The 19,354-nt window shown below is 70.3% G+C and carries 18 protein-coding genes; 9 read left to right on the top strand and 9 right to left on the bottom strand.

Annotated elements, in window-relative coordinates; all coding sequences use genetic code 11:
* Positions 1–13: 13 nt before the first annotated feature.
* Positions 14–187: a CsbD family protein gene (locus BST28_RS02445; RefSeq protein WP_019735554.1), complete on the bottom strand. Its 174-nt coding sequence runs from the start codon at positions 185–187 to the stop codon at positions 14–16.
* An 87-nt stretch (positions 188–274) separates the two neighbouring features.
* Entirely contained in the window at positions 275–1,015 is a 741-nt protein-coding gene (locus tag BST28_RS02440; RefSeq protein ID WP_207570015.1) for a TetR/AcrR family transcriptional regulator, read from the bottom strand.
* A gap of 123 nt (positions 1,016–1,138) precedes the next feature.
* Between BST28_RS02440 and BST28_RS02435 the strand changes: the two genes are divergently transcribed.
* The gene (locus BST28_RS02435; protein WP_083079718.1) at positions 1,139–1,999 is read left to right on the top strand and encodes an SDR family oxidoreductase; all 861 of its coding nucleotides are present in this window, start codon (positions 1,139–1,141) and stop codon (positions 1,997–1,999) included.
* A gap of 120 nt (positions 2,000–2,119) precedes the next feature.
* Here the strand turns inward: BST28_RS02435 and BST28_RS02430 are convergent, their stop codons facing one another.
* Together BST28_RS02430 and BST28_RS02425 are read right to left on the bottom strand one after the other, a co-directional pair.
* Positions 2,120–3,553: a sensor histidine kinase gene (locus BST28_RS02430; protein WP_083079716.1), complete on the bottom strand. Its 1,434-nt coding sequence runs from the start codon at positions 3,551–3,553 to the stop codon at positions 2,120–2,122.
* Entirely contained in the window at positions 3,550–4,293 is a 744-nt protein-coding gene (locus tag BST28_RS02425) for a response regulator transcription factor (RefSeq protein WP_029248881.1), read from the bottom strand. The genes BST28_RS02430 and BST28_RS02425 overlap by 4 nt, the downstream gene beginning before the upstream one ends.
* A gap of 211 nt (positions 4,294–4,504) precedes the next feature.
* Here BST28_RS02425 and BST28_RS02420 point away from each other — a divergent pair, with 211 nt between their 5' ends.
* Together BST28_RS02420 and BST28_RS25015 are read left to right on the top strand one after the other, a co-directional pair.
* The gene (locus tag BST28_RS02420) at positions 4,505–5,845 is read left to right on the top strand and encodes a PPE family protein, SVP subgroup (RefSeq protein ID WP_083079714.1); all 1,341 of its coding nucleotides are present in this window, start codon (positions 4,505–4,507) and stop codon (positions 5,843–5,845) included.
* Between the two features lie 4 nt (positions 5,846–5,849).
* Complete coding sequence (locus BST28_RS25015; RefSeq protein WP_065287484.1) at positions 5,850–7,172, top strand: PPE domain-containing protein; 1,323 nt, start codon at positions 5,850–5,852, stop codon at positions 7,170–7,172.
* A 6-nt stretch (positions 7,173–7,178) separates the two neighbouring features.
* On the opposite strand, the gene BST28_RS02410 is transcribed toward BST28_RS25015, so the two are convergent.
* Both BST28_RS02410 and BST28_RS02405 read right to left on the bottom strand, forming a co-directional pair.
* Positions 7,179–7,943 carry an SOS response-associated peptidase gene (locus tag BST28_RS02410; protein WP_065287485.1) on the bottom strand — a complete coding sequence of 255 codons (765 nt, stop codon included), beginning with the start codon at positions 7,941–7,943 and terminating at the stop codon, positions 7,179–7,181.
* Positions 7,944–7,959: 16 nt separating this feature from the next.
* The gene (locus tag BST28_RS02405) at positions 7,960–8,679 is read right to left on the bottom strand and encodes a class I SAM-dependent methyltransferase (RefSeq protein ID WP_065287486.1); all 720 of its coding nucleotides are present in this window, start codon (positions 8,677–8,679) and stop codon (positions 7,960–7,962) included.
* A 92-nt stretch (positions 8,680–8,771) separates the two neighbouring features.
* Here BST28_RS02405 and BST28_RS02400 point away from each other — a divergent pair, with 92 nt between their 5' ends.
* From BST28_RS02400 to BST28_RS02385, 4 genes are all read left to right on the top strand, one after another.
* Positions 8,772–9,809, top strand: a complete 1,038-nt coding sequence (locus BST28_RS02400) for an LLM class flavin-dependent oxidoreductase (protein ID WP_065287543.1) — start codon at positions 8,772–8,774, stop codon at positions 9,807–9,809.
* A gap of 224 nt (positions 9,810–10,033) precedes the next feature.
* Positions 10,034–10,333 (top strand): PE family protein, encoded by a 300-nt coding sequence (locus BST28_RS02395; RefSeq protein ID WP_019739181.1) that lies wholly within the window; start codon positions 10,034–10,036, stop codon positions 10,331–10,333.
* Positions 10,334–10,342: 9 nt separating this feature from the next.
* The gene (locus BST28_RS02390) at positions 10,343–11,557 is read left to right on the top strand and encodes a PPE family protein (RefSeq protein ID WP_065287487.1); all 1,215 of its coding nucleotides are present in this window, start codon (positions 10,343–10,345) and stop codon (positions 11,555–11,557) included.
* 14 nt (positions 11,558–11,571) lie between these two features.
* Complete coding sequence (locus BST28_RS02385; protein WP_065287488.1) at positions 11,572–12,786, top strand: PPE family protein; 1,215 nt, start codon at positions 11,572–11,574, stop codon at positions 12,784–12,786.
* A gap of 46 nt (positions 12,787–12,832) precedes the next feature.
* Here the strand turns inward: BST28_RS02385 and BST28_RS02380 are convergent, their stop codons facing one another.
* Positions 12,833–14,413 carry a serine/threonine-protein kinase gene (locus BST28_RS02380; RefSeq protein ID WP_065287489.1) on the bottom strand — a complete coding sequence of 527 codons (1,581 nt, stop codon included), beginning with the start codon at positions 14,411–14,413 and terminating at the stop codon, positions 12,833–12,835.
* 117 nt (positions 14,414–14,530) lie between these two features.
* On the opposite strand from BST28_RS02380, the gene aroA reads away from it, so the two are divergent.
* A complete protein-coding gene (gene aroA / locus BST28_RS02375; RefSeq protein WP_065287544.1) occupies positions 14,531–15,823 on the top strand; it encodes a 3-phosphoshikimate 1-carboxyvinyltransferase in 1,293 nt (430 codons plus the stop codon).
* Positions 15,820–16,800, top strand: coding sequence for a ribosome small subunit-dependent GTPase A (gene rsgA, locus BST28_RS02370; protein WP_065287490.1), 981 nt, complete (start codon positions 15,820–15,822; stop codon positions 16,798–16,800). Before aroA ends, rsgA begins: the two co-directional genes overlap by 4 nt.
* 19 nt (positions 16,801–16,819) lie before the next feature.
* Here rsgA and BST28_RS02365 read toward each other — a convergent pair whose 3' ends face one another.
* Entirely contained in the window at positions 16,820–18,079 is a 1,260-nt protein-coding gene (locus BST28_RS02365) for a fatty acid desaturase family protein (RefSeq protein WP_065287491.1), read from the bottom strand.
* A gap of 81 nt (positions 18,080–18,160) precedes the next feature.
* A complete protein-coding gene (locus BST28_RS02360) occupies positions 18,161–19,306 on the bottom strand; it encodes a ferredoxin reductase (protein WP_065287492.1) in 1,146 nt (381 codons plus the stop codon).
* Positions 19,307–19,354 lie beyond the last annotated feature (48 nt).

Genomic DNA, 19,354 nt, shown 5'->3' with positions numbered 1-19,354 from the left:
CCTTATCGGGATGTCAGTCGCGGAAGGCGTCTTTGATGTTCTCGCCAGCCTGCTTCAGGCTGGATTTGCCCTGGTCGGCCTTGCCCTCGTTCTTCAGGTCGTCGTTGCCGGTAGCCCTCCCGGTGGCCTCTTTGACCTTGCCTGCGGCGTCCTGCGCGATGTTTCTCACCTTGTCCATCAGTCCCATGCGAAGCTCCTCCCTCACTCGTGCCGAACTCGTGTGCGCTACGTACCCACGGTGTTTACGTCGTAAACCCGTGGTCGGGCGGGCGCCTCAGCGCCGGGTGAGCAGTTCGAGCCGGTCGAGGATGGCTTCCAGCGCCTCTTCGAATTCGGCGCCGCTGTGGTCCTGGGACAGCATCGGCTGCAAGCGCCGCAGGTGCGGATAGTCAGTCAGGTCGCGTACCGGCCGGTTACCGTCCTCCAGCAGCCCCTCCTCGGGGTGCAGGTCCGCCCCGCGGGCAGAGACCTCCAGCAGCAGATGTCCGATCAGAAACGTCGTATAGGAGCGATAGGCCGCCACCGCGGCAGTGTCGTCGAACCCATACGAAATCAGCGTGTCGAGGAAGCTTTCCATCCAGCGCAGGCTGCGCAGCGGCGGCCGAACCCACGGGGCCTCGGGGGCCTGCGTGGCAACTAGCGGGAAGACCTCCGGATGGTCGAGGGCGATCTTGCGAACACCGTGCGCCAGCCGCACCAGGTAGTCCTGCCAGCCGTCTTCTTGGCGGCGCGCGGCGAGCTGATCGGCGTAGAGCCGGTCGATGATGTGGTCGACGACACCGGTGAGCAGGTCACCGCGGCCGTGCACGTAGCGGTAGAGCGCCATCGCCTCGACTCCGCAGGCCGCTCCCAGCGCGCGCATGGTCAGCTTGGACAGGCCGTGGCGGTCGATGAAGGCGATGGCCATCTCCAGAATCCCGTCGCGGCTCAAGTGCGACGACGAGCGCAGACCATCGACGCCGCCGGACCCCTCGGCGGCCGGCGGCCGCCGGGCGTCGCGATCGTCGGCAACCATCCGAACCACCTCTCTTGGCGATTGATCCGTCAGTTTACGGCGTAAGCGGACCGGCGGACCGCGCTCGGCCGGTATCTGCCCCGCATGCTCACGGCTGCCCGCGCTGCAGCATAGGGTGAGTCCATGCCTACCCCAGGACCACTCTCCGGCAAGACCATGTTCATCTCGGGCGCCAGCCGCGGGATCGGCCTGGCGATCGCCAAGCGGGCAGCCGCCGACGGCGCCAACATCGCGCTGATCGCCAAGACCGCCGAACCGCATCCCAAGCTGCCCGGCACCATCTACACCGCGGCCGCCGAGATCGAGGACGCCGGCGGACAGGCGCTGCCGATCGTCGGCGACATCCGCGACGGGGAGTCGGTGGCCGCCGCGGTGGCCGCGACCGTGGAGCGGTTCGGCGGGATCGACATGTGCGTCAACAACGCCTCGGCGATCAACCTCGGCTCGATCCTCGAGGTGCCGCTGAAGCGCTTCGACCTGATGAACGAAATCGAGGTCCGCGGCACGTATGCGGTGTCGCAGGCCTGCATCCCGCACATGATCGGCCGGGACAACCCGCACATCCTCACCTTGTCCCCGCCAATCCGTCTGGAGCCGAAGTGGCTCAAGCCGACCGCCTACATGATGGCCAAGTTCGGGATGACGCTGTGCGCACTGGGTATGGCCGAGGAGCTGCGCGAGCATCAGATCGCCTCTAACACCTTGTGGCCGCGCACCCTGATCGCGACCGCCGCGGTGCAGAACCTGCTCGGCGGCGACGAGGCGATGGCCCGGTCCCGCAAACCCGAGGTCTACGCCGACGCCGCCTACGCGATGCTGACCCGGCCGGCCGGCTCCTACACCGGCAACTCGGCGCTCTGCGAGGACGTACTGCTGGAGTCCGGCGTCACCGACCTGTCGGTCTATGACTGCGTTCCCGGCGGCGACCTGGGCGTCGACCTGTGGGTGGACACCGTCAACCCGCCGGGCTACGTCGCGCCCTAGTCGACCTCCGCTCAGAACAGCGCCGCAACGGCCGCCGGGGCCGCATCCGGTGCGATGGCCAGTTGCGGCATGAAACTGGACCAGCGAGGTGGCCATGGCGGCCACGTCGTCGTCGAGCGATCAGCGGGAATCGCCCGGGGCGCCCGGCTCCTCCGCCCGCAGGGGAATGACCAGCCGGAAGCACGCGCCGCCGGAGTGCGGAACGCAGGTCAGCTGACCACCGTGCGCGTCGGCCAGCGCCCGCGCGATCGGCAGGCCCAGCCCGGCGCCGCCGTGGTCGCGGCCGCGGGCGCTGTCCAGGCGTACCAGCCGGTCGAAGATGCGCTCGGTGTCCTCGGGGCGGATACCGATCCCGGTGTCGGTGACGGTCACTTCGGCGGCGCCGCCGACCCGCTTCACGTCGACGGTGATGCGCCCGCCGGGCGGGGTGTAGCGGCGGGAGTTGTCCAGCAGGTTCGACAGGATCTGTGCCAGCCGGGTCGGGTCCGCCCGTACGGTCAGGGTGTCCAAGCCGGTGCGAGCCAGGTGCAGTTGCGGGGCCAGCAGAGCCGCCCGCTCGAGCTGGGTGTCGACCATTCCGATCAGGTCGATGTCTTTGAGCTCCAATGGCAGTCCGGCGTCGATGTAGCTCAGGTCGAGCATGTCGGTGACCAGCCGGGTGGCGCGACGGGCCTCGGCGAGCAACATCGTGGCGCGGCGGTGCTGGCGCAGCACCTCGGGCTCGACGGAGTCCTCGTCGGCGCACTGGCCGACATCCTGGCCGACATTGCCGGCGATCTGTTCGGCGGCGGCCTGAATGCCCGCGATCGGGGTGCGCAGCTCGTGCGCGGCGTCGGCCAGAAAACGCCGTACCGCCGCTTCCGCCCGCTGCGCTTGGTCAGCGGCCCGCCGGGCGCGCTCCTCGGAGTCCTCGAGCTCGTCGAGCATGTCGTCGAAAGCGCTTGCCGCGCGGCCGAGTTCGGTTTTCGGCCGGTCGGGCCGCAGGCGCCGGCCCCGGTCCCCGGTGGTGATGTCGCGGGCCAGATCGGTGAGCCGGTCCAGCGGCGCGAGCATGGCCCGGCTCACCCCGGCCAGCAGGATCGCCGCCACGGCCAGGGTTCCCAGCCCGGCTTCGATCATCAGGTGCTGCAATCGGTGCAGCGTCTCGACCGCCTCGGTGGTATCGGCGACCAGGATCACCCGGTCGCCGTTGGCGAGCGGATGCACCAGCACCGTCGCGGTGTCGTCGGGCTCCAGGGGCGGCGGTGGAAGCCTCGATCCGGTGGTCGCATCGGGTTCGATCGCGGGGTCGCCGTAGCTGGTCCCGTCCGCGGTGACCACCAGCGCACCGATGACCCCGCCGTTGAGCTGCTCAGCCAGCTGATCGGGAGAGATCCCTAGTGCGACAAGGGAATCAGCTCGCTGGGTGGCGGTGGACAGCCGTTCGTGAAGGCTACGGTTGGCCAGCGCGGTCAAGGTGGCGTTGATCACCAGGCCCATGGTGATCATCAACAGCGCGAGCAACCCCAACGCCATCACCGTCAAACGACGCCGCAGTGACGGTGTGGCTGTCATGAGGCCGACAATTGCAGCCGATAGCCGATCCCGCGCACGGTGTGCAGGATCCGCGGCCCGTGTGCCTCCAGCTTCTGTCGCAGCCCGCTGATGTGGACCTGGACCAGGTTGGCGTCGTAGGCCTCATACCCCCACACCGCGTTGAGGATCTGCGCGCTGCTGACGATGCGGCCACGCTGTTCGACGAGGTAGACCAGCACCCGCAGTTCGGTGGCGGTCAGGCCCAACGGGGTGCCCGAGCGCGACGCCACCCCGGCGTCGACGTCGACCATCAGGTCGCCGAACTGCACGGCCGCCGGCAGCCGGCCGCGGCGGCGCAGCACCGCACCGACCCGCGACACCAGCTCGGCGAGCTCGAACGGCTTGACCACGTAGTCGTCGGCGCCGCCGTCGAGACCCCGCAGCCGGTCGGGCAGGCCGTCGCGCGCGGTCAGCAGCACCACGCCGACCTCACCCCAGCGCAGGATCACATCCATCAGCGCGAAGCCGTCGCGGCCGGGCAGCATCACGTCGAGCACCACCAGATCCGGCCGGAACCCGTCCAGCACCTCCTCCAGGCCGCTGCCGTCGGCCTGGGCGTCGGTCAGATAGCCGGCGTCGGCCAGCGCTTCGCTGACCATTTCGCGGATGGTCTCGGAATCCTCCACCACCAGCACCCGTGGGGTTCCCACGCTGAAGCTCTCGGCGCCCCGCGCCGAGGGATTGCCGCCTCGCCGCTCGGCGGACCGGGAATCGGCCATGGTCCATTGATAACACCGTCGCGCCCGGTTGGGGAGCACCCGCCGGCCGGTTTTCGTCGGCCCCGGGTTCTTCAGGTTCACTTCAACTTCACCGTTTACCGTCGGCATCAACGACTGCGGACAGTGGTGCGCCCAGCTGTGCGTCGACCGGCGCGAACAGGGGGAATTCAGGAGAGACCATGATCCCTACCGCTAACAGAATGGTCTAACAATGGATTTCGCGATGTTGCCGCCGGAGGTCAACTCGGCCCGAATGTATTCCGGCGCCGGCGCCGGACCGTTGCTGGCCGCTGCCTCAGCCTGGAGCTCACTGGCCGCCGAACTGAACGCCGCCGGCGTGGCCTACGACTCGGTGATCGACGAATTGTCCAGCGGCTGGGCCGGACCCAGCTCCGCGGCGATGGCGGCCGCTGCCGCACCCTATGCCCAGTGGATGCATGCCACCGCAGCCCAGGCCGAGCACGCGGCGGCACAGGCCAGAACCGCCGCGGCAGCCTATGACACCGCGTTCGCGCTCACCGTGCCACCGCCGGTGGTCACCGCCAACCGCGCCCAGCTGATGACCCTGCTGGCCACCAACTACCTGGGCCAGAACACCGCGGCCATCGCCGCCACCGACGCCCATTACTACGAGATGTGGGCCCAGGACGCCACCGCGATGTACGGCTACGCCGGCAGCTCGGCCGCCGCCAGCAGGCTCGCCCCGTTCACCCCGCCGCCCAAGACCACCAACCCCGCCGGGGCGGCCAACCAGGCCGGCGCTGTCGGGCAGGCGGCCGCCACCGCGGCCGGAAGCCACACCGACACCGTGGCCGCAGCGATCACGCAGGCGCTGCAGGGCCTGACCACGCCCGGTTCGGCGGCCGGATCGAATGCGTCCCTGGTCAGTTCCATCGGGTCGGCGGCGGCGCTCGAGCCCGGCCTGGCGGCGTCGTACGCGGCGCTGGCGGCCAGCCTGTTCGGCACCTTCGTCATCGACTCGGCCGGCACCTTCGGTGTCGACGCAGCCGGCTCCTTCGGTATCGACCTGATCGGGGTCGGCGAGATCGAGAGCGAACTTCTGCCGGAGATGGCGCTGGCCAACGCCGTGACTCCGGTGACGGCCGAGATGGGCGAGGCAGCCACCCTCAGTGGCTTGTCGGTGCCGCAGACCTGGGCTACCGCGGCCCCGACCACAACGGTCATCCAGCAGGTCGGCGGGGCGTTGCCGACGGCCGCCGAGAGCGCCATCCCCACCGCGGCAGGGGCCACCACGCTGCCGCTGGCCGCGATGGCCGCCGCCGGTCTGGCCGGCCGCGCCACCGCCGGCGTCGGGCGCGGTCGCGGTGGCGGCGCCGCGGCCACGAAGGCGAAGGCGACAGCTCCCCCGCGCGTGCCGCGCCCGGTCGTCCAAAAACGTGACCCGAAGCCGGAGTCACCGCCGATGCGTCCGCTGAACGGTCCGATCACCCGGATCTCCGGCGAGCTTCGGGAGCTGGCCGACCTTCGCGACGCCGGGATCCTCACCGAAGAAGAGTTCAACGAGGAGAAGCGGCGCCTGCTCGGCCGGTAACACTATGGATTTTGCGTTCTTGCCGCCGGAGATCAACTCGGGCCGGATGTATTCCGGCGCGGGCGCGGGCCCACTGCTGGCGGCCGCGGCATCCTGGGATGCGCTGGGCACCGAACTGAACACCGCGGGCCTCGCCTACGAATCGGTGCTCACCGAGCTGTCGGCCGGCTGGGCCGGGCCCAGCGCCGCGGCCATGGCCGCGGCCGCCGCACCGTACGCCCAGTGGCTGCGCGCCGTCGCGGTCCAGGCCGAAGAGACCGCCATCCAGGCCCGGGCCGCCACCGCGGCGTATGAGACCGCATTCGCCATGACCGTGCCGCCGCCGGTCATCGCCGCCAACCGCAGCACGCTGATGGCGCTGGTCGCGACCAATTTCCTGGGGCAGAACACGGCCGCGATCGCGGCCACCGAAGCCCACTATGCGCAGATGTGGGCCCAGGACGCCACCGCCATGTACGGCTACGCCGCCGGTGCCGCCGCAGCCACCAAGCTCGTTCCGTTCGCTCCACCGCCGCGCACCACCAATTCGGCGGGGGCGGCCGCCCAGGCCTCCGCGGCCGGGCACGCGGTGGGACAGGCCGCCGCCACCGCCGCCCAGGGGCAGGGCGGGGGCATTGTGGCCGGGCTCGGCCAGGCGCTGCAGGGTCTCACCGCCCCGTCCGCCGCCGGTTCGTCGGCGGGTGTTTCCGCGCTGGCCGGTCTGATCGCTCCGCTCACGGCCGCGGCCTCGGCCAGCGCCCCCACCGTCGAGCTCGCCAACGCCGGCCTCGAACTGATCGTCGACTCGATGGGCACATTCGGCATCGACGCGCTCGGATCGTTTCTGTTCGATCCGCTCGGCGTCGCCGGTGTCGGCGAGGAACTGCTGCGCGCCGCGATGGCCGGTGCCTTACCGGTGACCGCCAGCATGTCCTCGGCGACGTCGATCAGCGGCTTGTCGGTGCCGCTGGCCTGGGCCTCTGCGGTGCCCTCGGCGATCGGTCAGGTCGGCGTGTCGTTGGCGTCGACCGCGACGTCCGCCGCCCCGGGTGTCGCCGCCGGCGAGACGATGGTGCCCGCGGTGGGGATGGCCGCGGCGGGCCTGGCGGGCCGGGCCAGCGCGGCCGCCGCCCCGGGCCGCCGGGTCCCGACCACCGGCAGCACCGCCACCCCGGGCCCGGCGGCTTCACGACGGCCGAGCGAGCTGCCGGAGCTATCGCCGGAGTCGGCGTTCGGCCTGCTGATGGGCGCCGACGTCGAACTGCGTGAGCTGGCCGAGTTGCGCAGCGCCGGAATCCTCACCGACGAGGAGTACGCCGCCGAGAAGCAAGCCCTCGTCGGCCGCTAGGGCGCGCTACAGCAGGTAGGGCTGCTCGGGCTGCGGCGCGGCCGGCGCGATCAGCTCTGGGCCGTTGTTGCCGACGCTGTTGACCAGCGTGGAAACCTCACGCAACACGATCCCCTGCTCTGATGGGCGGTGGGCCAGTAGCGCGGTGTCAACCGGCGAATCGGGATCCAGCCAAGTGTCCCAATGGTTTTCGGGAAGCAGCAGGGGCATCCGGTCGTGGATCTCGGCGAGTCGGCCGACCGCCCCGGTGGTGATGATCGTGACACTGAGCAGCGGGGCGGATCGCCGATCGCCTCGCCACACCGACCACAGGCCGGCCGCGAACAACATCGCGCCGTCACCGTGGATGTAGAACGGGGTTTTGCGGGCCTTTTTCCCGGCCGGTGCGCCGGATTGCTGCGGCGCGGGCCGCCATTCGTAGAAGCCGTCCATCGGAACCAGGCAGCGCCGGTGCTCGGCGGCCGAGCGGTAGGCCGGCGAGGTGGTGATCTTGTCGGCGCGGGCGTTGATCAGCAGCGGCCCCCCGGCGACCGGCGCACCGTCGGGGCCGGCTTTCGTCCATGGCGGCACCAGCCCCCACCGCATCAGCCGGACCCGACGGGTGGGCACATCGTCGGGGTCGGTGTGCCGGCTCACCACGGTGGCGACGGCGTCGGTCGGCGCCACGTTGTAGCTCGGACCCGGATACGCGTCCGCCGGAATCTCATTGACCGCGTCGATCTGCTCGGCCAGCAGCGCCGGGTCGACGGTTACCGCGAAACGCCCGCACATACCCTCATGGTGACAGCTAGTCGAGCCGGGTGGCGGTGACGGCCCAGAACGGCATGTGCACCAGGTTGTCTTCCAGCAGGGGCTGCAGGATCGCGAACCGCTCCGCCAGCGCGCGGACCCCGGCCACCAGGTCCTCCCGGCCGAGCGCCTCCATCACCGCGATCATCTCGGTGAACGCATTGGGGTCAAAGGTGCCTTGATAGGTGGTGGTCCCGATGTGGTCGATTCGCCACCCCGCCTCGGCGAGCAACGGCCCGAAACGCTCCGGCGACAGGCCGTCCAGTTGCCAGCCGTTGACGTTGTGGCGGCCGGCCTCGAACATGAACAGCCGTGCCTGCGGCTTGGTGGCCCGATGCAGGGCACGCGCGTAACGAAGCTGGCTGTCCTCGTCGTCTTGAAAGACGTGATAGAACGCGCTGTCGACGACGGTGTCGAAACGGCCGTCGAACCCGGCGAGCTCGACCGCATCGGCCACCTGGAAGTCGACCGTCACCCCGGCTGCCGCGGCGTTGCGCTGCGCCTGCGCGATCGCGACCGGAGACTGATCAACTCCCGTTGTCGAATAGCCTTGAGCCGCATAGTGAATGGCGTGATGCCCCGGACCGGTGCCGGGATCGAGGACCTCTCCGCGCAGCGCTCCGTAAGCCACCAGCTGCTGCACCGCCGGCTGCGGGCGGCCGATGTCCCAGGGCTCGGGCGGACCGGCGGGCGCTACGAACTCGGTATCGCTGCTCATCGCTGACCACTGTGCGCGACGCCGGTGAACGGCAACACAACGGCTGGTGTACGAACGGCGATGACCGGCCCGGTGATGGCAAGATCGCCGCTGTGCGCCTCTCAGTGCTCGACCTCGCGCCGGTACGCACCGACCAGTCCAGTGCGGACGCGCTGGCCGCCACCACGCGCCTGGCGAAGCTGGCGGACCGGCTCGGCTACCGCCGGTACTGGGTCGCCGAGCACCACAACATCCCGTCGGTGGCGGCGACCAGCCCCGCGGTGCTGATCGCGATGCTGGCGGCCGCCACCTCGCGGATGAGGGTCGGTTCGGGCGGGGTGATGCTGCCCAACCACGCACCGCTGGTGGTGGCCGAGCAGTTCGCGCTGCTCGAGGCCGCCCACCCCGGCCGCATCGACCTGGGCGTCGGACGGGCGCCGGGCGCCGACCCGGTGGCGTCGATGGTGTTGCGCGGCCCCGTCGGCCGCGGCGATCGGGACACCGACGACTTCCCCGACCATCTCGATGACCTGATCGCCCTGCTGGGCTCCGCCGGCGTATCGGTAGCGCTGCCCGACGGCAGCTATGTCCTCAAGGCGACACCGCACGCGCTGAGCTCACCGCGGGTCTTCCTGCTCGGGTCATCGATGCAGTCCGCCCGCGTCGCCGCCGCCAAAGGTCTTCCGTACGTGTTCGGCCATCACCTGTTCGGCGAGCACACCGCCGAGGCGCTGGCTCTCTACCGGTCGGAGTTCGTGCCGAGTGCGGTCGCCGCAGAGCCGGTCACCTTCTTGACCGTCAACACCGTTGTCGCCGAAACACACGCGGAGGCAACCGCTTTGATACTTCCCCACTTGCACCTGCAGGCACGCACTGCGACGGGGCAACCACCGAGTCGACTGGAACTGGTCGAAGAAGCCCAGCAAGCGACGCTGACCCCGCAGCAGCACCACGTCGCCCGCGGTGAGCTCGAGCGCGCCGTGGTGGGAACACCGGCCGAGGCGCTGGCGCGGTTGCGGGAGCTCGCCCGCCGGTTCGGGGTCGACGAGGTGATGCTCAATCCGGTCGCCTCGGCTCGGCGGGGCGCCGATCCGGGCACCGCGCCGGGACGCGAATCCACCCTGGCGCTGCTGGCCGACGCACTGGACTGAAGGTGAACCGCTGGTGACGGCTGCCCGACTTCGGGGTGCCGATCGGTGAATGAATCAGGTGCGGTTCCGAACGGTCGGTGAACAACTGCTGACAGTCTGCGAAAAGCCAGCTCCGCGGGTGGGTCGCGGCGTTCAGATCGCCTAGCGTCGGCGGTGTACCCAACCGGGTAGCGCGATCCGCATCTCGACGATCGCAGATGACGAAGGACTCGACGAGGAGCGTTATGTCGTTCGTAACAACGCAACCCGAGGCGCTGATGGCCGCGGTTGCAAACCTGCGGACAATCGGGTCGGCGATGACCGCCCACAGTGCCGCGGCCGCGGCACCGACCACCGGCGTGGTTCCGGCCGCCGCCGACGAGGTCTCCGCGCTGACCGCGGCGCAGTTCGCCGCGCACGCCCAGGCCTACCAGATCGTCAGCGCCCAGGCCGCGGCCGTCCACGAGATGTTCGTGAACGCCTTGAGCAGCGGGGCCGGCGCCTACGAGGCCACCGAGGCGGCCAACGCCGCCGCGGCCGGTTAGGCCACCGCGATGGATTACCTGTCGTCACCGCCGGAGGTGACCTCCACCAAGATCTATTCCGGACCGGGTTCGGAACCGATGACGGTTGCGGCGTCGGCGTGGAGCTCGCTGGCCGCCGAACTGAAATCGATTGCGGCCTCCTATCGGGCGGTGATCAACCAGCTCACCACCGAGGAATGGCTCGGGCCGGCGTCGGCGACCATGGCAACCGCGGCGGCGCCCTACATCAACTGGATGGAGCTCACCGCTGCGCAGGCCGAGCAGGCCGCCGGACAGAGCCGTTCCGCCGCGTCGGCCTACGAGACCGCGCGTGCGACGATCGTGCCGCCGATGGCGGTCATGGCCAACCGCCAGCAGTTGCAGCAGCTGGTCGCCACCAACATCCTCGGACAGAACACCCCGTCGATCGCGGCCACCGAGGCCGAGCACGGTGAGATGTGGGCGCAGGACACGCTGGCGATGTACGGCTACCACGCCCAGTCCAGCGCAGCGACCAAGCTCAGCGACTTCACGGCGCCGCCGAACCCGACCAACCCGGGCGGCGAGGCCGCCACCGGCAACGCGGTCGCCCAGGCGGTCGGCTCTGCCTCGGCGACCCAGGCCACCAAGGCGTCCAGCACATTGCAGAGCCTGGTGAACTCGCTGACTACGAAGGCCGCCGACGCCACTACCGGCAACCCCGCCCAGGACATCCTCAACGACCCGAACTACCTGCTCGGCAACCAGGCGATGACTCAACTGGTGACTAACGCGAACCTGCAATCCAACAACGTCTGTGCGGTCTGGCGTGGTGTGAGCGGTGTGCTCGGCCTGCAGAAGCTGGCGGCCGACTCGGCCAAGGCCGCGTCGTCGGGAGCCGCGAGCGCGGCCTCGGGGGCGGCCGGAGCCGCCTCGGGCGCGGCCAACGCCGCCACCGGTGCCGCCGGTTCGATCGGGGGCCTGTCGGTGCCGCCGACCTGGGTTCCGCCGGCCCCGCCGGTGAGCACGCTGGGCCCGGTGTCCGGCGGCTCCTGGGTGCCGGTCGGTCCCGCGGCTGCAGCACCGGTCCCCTCGGCGGGCGGAATTCTCGGCACGACTCCGATGGCCCCCCCGGCGGGAATGCCCGGTATGCCCGGCGTCCCCGCCGCGGCCGCGGGCGCGGCCGGAGCCGGATACCGCGGGTTCGGTGCGCCGCGCTACGGAACCGCGTTGACGGTCATGCCGCGACGTCCATTCGGCGGATAGCACCAAGGGGCCTAGTGATCGACTACGGGGCACTGCCACCGGAGATCAATTCCGCGCGGATGTACGCGGGAGCCGGCTCCGGTCCGATGCTGGCAGCTGCGGGCGCCTGGGATGTGCTGGCCGAAGAGTTAAGCCTGACGGCGGCCGCGGTGGACATGACCATCGCGGATCTGACCAGCGGCCCGTGGCGTGGGCCCTCGGCCACCGCGATGGCGGCGGCGGCGCTGCCGTTCACCACCTGGTTCAAGACCACCGCCGCGCAGGCCGAGCTGGCGGCGAGCCAGGCCAAAGCCGCCGCGGCCGCGTTCGAGGCCGCCTTCGCGATGACGGTTCCGCCCCAGGTGGTGGCGGCCAATCGGGCGCAGCTGTTGCTGTTGGTCGCCACGAACTTCTTCGGCCAGAACACCCCGGCCATCGCGGCGACCGAAGCCCACTACGCGGCGATGTGGGCGCAGGACGCCGCGGCGATGTACAGCTACGCGGGTGGGTCCGCCGCGGCCACGCAGCTGTCGGAGTTCACCTCGCCGCCACAGACCACCAATCCGGCCGCGCCCGCGGGGCAGGCCGCCGCCTCCGCCCAGGCCGCCGGCAACTCCGCAGCATCGCAGGCCGTGACCGCGACGCAGTCCTTGACCGCGGCCCAGTCGGTCGCCCAGGCAGGCACCGCCACCGGGACCGCGGGTTCCTCGGGCACCACCGTGCCGCCGGCCACCGCGGGCCTGCAGCAGCTGGTCAGCCAGCTCACCACGCTCACCGGCTACACCAACTCGGCGATGGGACTCTTCCGGATCAGCGATTCCGTCGGTCAGGGCCTCAACGGCTGGGAGGTGTCCGGGCAGGCAATCTCGGAGTCCCGGGCGTTCCTGACCGACATAGCCAAGGCCGCCGAAAGCTCCATCAAAGGTGTGGGAACCGCGTCGATCCGGACACCGGGTTTCGGCGCCATGAGCCCGTCTGTCGCACTCGGTAAAGGCATGCAGATCGGCGGCCTATCGGTGCCACAGAGTTGGCCGACGACGCCCAGTTCGGTCAACCCGGCGACCCTGGTGTCGAGCCGGATCGCCGCGTCGGCCGCCTCGGAGGCCGGCATTATGCCCCGGACCGGCATGGCGGGCATGGCCGGCCTTCCCGGCGCCAGTGCCGCCGCCGGCGGGCCAACCGGCTTCCGGTTCGTGCCGCGCTACGGCTACCGCCACCGCGTGATGAACCGGCCGCCCAGCGCCGGATAACGACCGGCTCCACGCCGGCATGCCCCGAGGCCGGGCGACGCCGGTGTCAGGCCGGTCTGGCGGGCTTCGTCTCGACGTCACCGATGATCTCGGCCGGCGCGTCACCGAAGCGGCTCGCGACCACCGGGACCCAGATCTGGGCGCCACGCTGACCGCACTCGTTGGTGTCGACGGTGGCGACCATCGCGCCGTGCAGCACACCCGGGATGGTGGGCTCCAGCGACAGCACCTGGGTGGTGGTCTGATTGTCCAGCCGCCCGTCGGCGCCCACGCACGGTACCTGCAGCTCTTGTGGCCGAGACCGCCAGGTGCCCCGGTCGTATTCGAGCACCATCTGGGTGCCCCCGTCGGGCATGGTGGCGGCCTTATGGTGGTCCTTCTGGTCGAGCATCGTCGCCGTGGCGGTGCACAGTTTGTCGTCGCACGAGGAGCCGACGGCCCACCAGGTGCTCACGTTGGGCGGCTGCGGGTTGGGGACGCCGTTGTACTTTTCCCCCGCCCGGTTGGCGTCGACACGGAAGGTGCCCTCGAACGCCGGCGCCGTCGGGGGCGCCACCACGCCGGCCGGTGCCTCCTCGGCGGCGGTCGCCGTCTCCGTCGGCTCGTCGGTAAGCAGCCGCGGAATCACGGTCGCCACCGACCCCACCAGCACCAGGGCCAGCGGCAGCACGATGGCCGGGCGAGCCAGCACCGCGAGCCGGCGTCGAGGTACCGCGGCGGGCCCCGCCGGCCGCGGGACGCCCCGGACGACGGTGCTGGCCGCGTCGGATGCCTCGTCGGCGTCCGGGTCTTCGAGCCGCTCGGCGAGTGCCGCAACGAAATCCGAACAGTTCCGGAACCGTTCGGCGGGGTCTTTGGCCAGCGCCGCGGCGAGCACGTCGTCGAACGGCTGCAGCTCGGGACGCTGCTCGCTGACCAGCGGCGGGGGCGTGTTCAGATGGTGGCTGATGACCGTCACCGGGTTGTCGTGCTGGAACGGCGGCGTCCCGGCGAGCATCTGGAACGTGGTGGCGGCCAGCGCGTACTGGTCGGCCTGTGCCAGGCCCTCCGAACCCATCAGTTGCTCCGGGGCGGCGTAGGCGATGGTGCCGATCGCCAGGTTGCTCGCGGTCAGCCCGCTGGGACCGCTCAGTTGCCGGGCGATGCCGAAGTCGGCGAGCACCGCGTTCAGGTCGCCGTCGTCTTGCTCGGTCACCAGGATGTTGCTGGGTTTGACGTCGCGGTGCACCACGCCTTTGCGGTGGGCGTAGTCGAGCGCGCCGGCGATGGACGCCACGATCGGAATGACGGCCGCAGCGGGCATGCCGGCCGGAAACCTGCGGCAGATCAGTTCGCCGAGTGTCTCGCCGTCGATGTACTCCATCGCGATCCACAGCCGCCCGCGATACTCACCGCGATCGTGCACCCGCACGATGTTCGGGTGATCGAGCACCGCGGCGGCTTCGGCTTCCCGCCGGAAGCGCTCCTCATACTCGTCGTCGGCGCTCAACGACCGGCGAAGCACCTTCAGCGCGTCGTGGCGCGGCAGCCGGGGATGCTGAGCGAGGTACACCTTGCCCATCCCGCCAGCGCCCAGCAGTTTGAGGATGGTGTACTCAGCAAAAATCGAGCCCGCTGCCAGAGCCATGCCGCCGATCGTAACGATCCAGGGTGAACGGCCGGGTGATGCGAAGCGGCCAACCGGCAAAGAACGCCCCACGTGCGCCGGATACCGGCGCCGGCGAAACGCTGGCAGGATGAAACGGTGACGACTTGGCCGGCACCGACCACCAGCACCCCTGTCAACGCAACGGTCACCGTGCCCGGTTCGAAGTCCCAGACCAACCGGGCCCTGATCCTGGCGGCGCTGGCGGCGGCGCGCGGCGGCGAAGTCTCCACCCTCTCCGGCGCCCTGCGCAGCCGCGACACCGACTTGATGCTCGACGCGCTGCGCGCCCTGGGTCTGCGGGTCGAGGCGGTGGCCCACCAGGTCACGGTCAGCGGCGAGCTCGATCCCGAGCCGGATACCCGGGTGAACTGCGGGCTGGCCGGCACCGTGTTGCGGTTCGTGCCGCCACTGGCGGCGCTGGGCACCGCCACGGTGATCTTCGACGGTGACGAACAGGCCCGGGCCCGGCCGATCGCGCCGCTGTTGGACGCGATGCGGGGCCTGGGCATCGCGATCGACGGTGACACCCTGCCGTTCGCGATCAAGGGCGCCGGGTCGGTCCCCGGCGGCACCGTTCAGATCGATGCGTCGGCGTCCTCGCAGTTCGTCTCCGGCCTGCTGCTGGCCGCTGCCGCGTTCGACGACGGCCTGACCGTGGAGCACACCGGCGCTTCCCTGCCCTCGGCGCCACACATCGCGATGACGGTGGCGATGCTGCGCCAAGCCGGAATCGACGTCGACGACTCGGTCGCGAACCGCTGGCGGGTGCGGCCGGCGGTTCCGGCGGCCCGCCACTGGGAGATCGAGCCGGACCTGTCCAACGCGACACCGTTCCTGGCAGCCGCCGTCGTGACCGGGGGCGAGGTGCGCATCGCCGACTGGCCGGCCGTCGGGGTTCAACCGGCCGATGCCATCACCGACATCATCGGCCGAACGGGCGCGGTGATGCGCCACGCCGAGTCGCAGCTGCAGGTGCGGGGGCCGGGCAGCTACGCCGGCTTCGACGTCGACCTGCGCGCGGTCGGTGAGCTCACCCCCACGGTGGCCGCACTGGCCGCCCTGGCCGAACCCGGATCGGTGTCGCACCTGCGCGGTATCGCGCATCTGCGCGGGCACGAGACCGACCGGCTGGCGGCGCTGACCACCGAGATCAACCGGCTCGGCGGCGACAGCATCGAGACCCCCGACGGCCTGGTGATCACCGCGACCCCGCTGCACGGCGGAACCTGGCATTCCTACGCCGATCACCGGATGGCCACCGCCGGCGCGATCATCGGATTGCGGGTCGCCGACGTCGAGGTGCAGGACATCGAGACGACCGCCAAGACGCTGCCCGCGTTCCCCCGCATGTGGGCGGAGATGCTGACCGAATCGGGTTCGGTCGCTTGAAGCCCGGCGACTACGACGAGTCCGACGTCAAGGTCCGCTCCGGCCGTGGCTCCAGGCCGCGCACCAAGATCCGCCCCGAGCACGCCGACGCGCAGTCGGCGATGGTGGTCAGCGTCGACCGCGGCCGCTGGGGTTGCGTGCTCGACGACGACCCGGACCGCCAGGTCACCGCGATGCGCGCCCGCGAGCTGGGCCGCACCCCGATCGTCGTCGGCGACCACGTCGACGTAGTCGGGGACCTCTCCGGCCGGCCCGACACGCTGGCCCGCATCGTGCGGCGGGGACCGCGACGAACAGTGTTGCGGCGCACCGCCGATGACACCGATCCCACCGAACGGGTGGTGGTCGCCAACGCCGACCAGCTGCTGATCGTGGTGGCACTGGCCGACCCGCCGCCACGCACCGGGCTGGTCGAGCGGGCTCTGATCGCGGCCTACGCCGGTGGCCTGACGCCGATTCTGTGCCTGACCAAGACGGACCTGGCCGATCCCGAGCCGTTCGCCCAGCAATTCGCCGATCTGGATCTCACGGTGGTCACCGCCGGCCGTGACGACCCGCTCGAGGCGGTGGCAGAATTACTGGCCGGCCGAATCACCGTGCTGCTGGGCCACTCCGGTGTCGGCAAATCAACCCTGGCGAACCGCCTTGTTCCCCAAGCTGACCGAGCTGTCGGCGAAGTCACCGACATCGGCCGCGGGCGGCATACCTCGACCCAGTCGGTGGCGCTGCGACTGATCGGATCCGGCTGGGTGATCGACACTCCGGGTATCCGATCCTTCGGCCTGGCCCACATCTCCCCCGATGACGTGCTGATGGCGTTCTCCGATTTGGCCGAGACGATCACCGAATGTCCGCGCGGCTGCGGGCATCTGGGACCTCCAGCCGACCCCGAGTGCGCCCTGGACACGCTCACCGGACCTGCGGCACGACGGGTCTGCGCCGCACGGCAGCTGTTGGCGACGCTCCGCGAGGGCTAGCGCCCCCGGTCAGCAGCGCTCAGGCCGCCAGCGGGACCCGCTTGGCCCGGCGCCAGCCCCGCACGGTCGCGATCGCAGTCTTGAGCCCGCGGCGCCGCCCGGTCGCCGGGTCGGTACCGGAGTAGCCGGGTTCCAGTGCGGCGAACATCTTCTCACTGCGGGTCTCCGGAGCATCGTCGGCGCTGTCGCGCAGGAACCGGTCCGGCAGCGACAGTTTGGCGATGGTGCGCCAGGTCTTGCCGTACTGCACCAGGAACGGTCCTGAGGTGTAGGGCAGGTCGTACTTCTCGCATACCTGACGCACCCGCTGCGCGATCTCGGGGTAGCGGTTACTGGGCAGGTCGGGGTACAGGTGATGCTCGATCTGATGCGACAGGCTGCCGCTGAAGAACCGCATCGCCGGCCCGGCGTCGATATTGGCGCTGCCCAGCAGCTGGCGCAGATACCAGTGGCCGCGCGACTCACCGACCATGTCGGTCTTGGTGAATTTATCGGCGCCGTCCGGGAAGTGACCGCAGAAGATGATCGCGTTGGACCAGATGTTGCGGATCACGTTGGCGATCACGTTGGCCTTCACCGTCGAGGCGAACGTCGCGCCGGGCGACAGCGCAGTCAGAGCCGGGAAGGCGACGTAGTCCTTGAACACCTGCCGGCCGGCCTTGCCGGCGAACTCCCGCAGCCGCACCAGGGTCGCCGCACGGTCGCTGCGCCCCATGAAGATCCTTCCGATCTCCAAGTGCTGCAACGCGACTCCCCACTCGAAGCCAACCGCCAACATGATGTTGTAAAACACGTTGAACAGGTTGAAGCGCTTCCAGGGCACGTCGCGGGTGACCCGCAGCAGGCCGTAGCCCACATCGTCGTCCATGCCGAGGATGTTGGTGTACTTGTGGTGGGCGAAGTTGTGGGTGAAACGCCAGTGCTTGGACGACCCGGCCATGTCCCACTCCCAGCCGCTGGAGTGGATCTCCGGATCATTCATCCAGTCCCACTGGCCGTGCATGACGTTGTGGCCGATCTCCATGTTCTCGATGATCTTGGCCACGCCCAGGGTGGCGGTGCCGGCCCAGCGGGCCGAGCGGCGCGTGCCGGCGGCCAGCAGCACCCGGCCGGTCACCTCGAGAATGCGCTGGGCGGCGATGGTCCGGCGGATGTAGCGGGCGTCGCGCTCACCGCGGGAGTCCTCGATGTCACGGCGGATGGCGTCGAGCTCAGCGGCAAGGTTCTCTACATCGGCGTCGCTGAGGTGCGCGAACACCTCGACGTCGGTTACCGCCATCAGACCGCCTTCCAGGGAGCTTTCACTACTTGACCTACGCCATCGTAACCTACGTCTGCGTAGGTTACCAGCGGGTAACTGTCAGACGTCCAGCTTGCAGTCGCCGGCGGCCGTCGAGACGCAAGTCTGGATGCGGGTGCCCGGTTCGTGGTCGGCGCCGCTGCGCAGGTCGCGGACCCGGCCGTCGACCAGCTCCACCACGCAAGACTGACAGATGCCCATCCGGCAGCCGAACGGCATCTGGACCCCGACGCTCTCCCCCGCTTCCAGCAGAGTCGTCGCCGCATCCGTGACGACGCTCTTGCCGCTGGCCGCGAAGGTCACGGTACCCCCACCCTCGGCCACCGCGGTACGCGCGACCGCGAACCGCTCGATGTGCAGTTGATCTGCGATCCCCGCGGCCGCCCAGAGGCGCTCGGCGTCGCCCAGCAGCGCCGCCGGCCCGCACGCCCAGGTCTGCCGGCCGCGCCAGTCGGGCACCTCCGCGTCCAGCGTGTCGGGCCCGGACAGGTCCAGTCGGCCCTGCGAGCGGGTGGCGCGAAACAGCAGCCGGTAACCGGGGTGTTGGCGCGCCAGGGCGGCCAATTCGTCGGCGAAGAGCATGTCGGCGGTGGTGGGAGCCGAGTGCACGTGCACCACATCGGTGATGCCGTCCCGGCGGGCCAGGGTGCGCAGCATCGACATGACCGGTGTGATCCCGGACCCGGCGGTCACGAACAGCACCGTGGCCGGCGGCGGGTCGGGCAGCACGAATTCGCCCTGCGGAGCGGCCAGCCGCACCACGGTTCCCGGCGCGACGCCGTCGACAAGGTGGCTGGACAGGAAGCCTTCGGGCATCGCCTTGACCGTGATGGCGATGGTGCGCGCGCCGCTGACCGGGGTCGAGGTCAGCGAGTAGGACCGCCAGCGCCAGCGGCCGTCGACCAGCAGGCCGATGCCGATGTACTGGCCGGCGGAGTAGTCGAAGTGAAAGCCCCAGCCGGGCTTGATGACCAGGGTCGCCGAGTCGGCGGTTTCTCGCCGCACCTCCAGCACCCGGCCGCGCAGTTCGCGGGCCGACCACAGCGGGTTCGCCAGCCGCAGATAATCGTCCGGCAGCAGCGGCGTGGTGATCCGGGTGGCGATGCGGCGCAGCGCATTCCAGCCCGGATGGCGGTCTGCACCGACGACGGTGGGCCGCCTGGTGTCTCCCACGTTGGCGGTGATCGTCGAATGCTTCTTGCTCACTGATTCAGCCCCTGCTCGCTAACCCGAAGGTCGATAAACCTACGGTAG

Source organism: Mycolicibacter kumamotonensis (assembly GCF_002086285.1).
Taxonomy (GTDB): domain Bacteria; phylum Actinomycetota; class Actinomycetes; order Mycobacteriales; family Mycobacteriaceae; genus Mycobacterium; species Mycobacterium kumamotonense.
The sequence above is the reverse complement of the archived record's forward strand: the minus strand, read 5'-3'. Positions and strand labels throughout refer to the sequence as shown.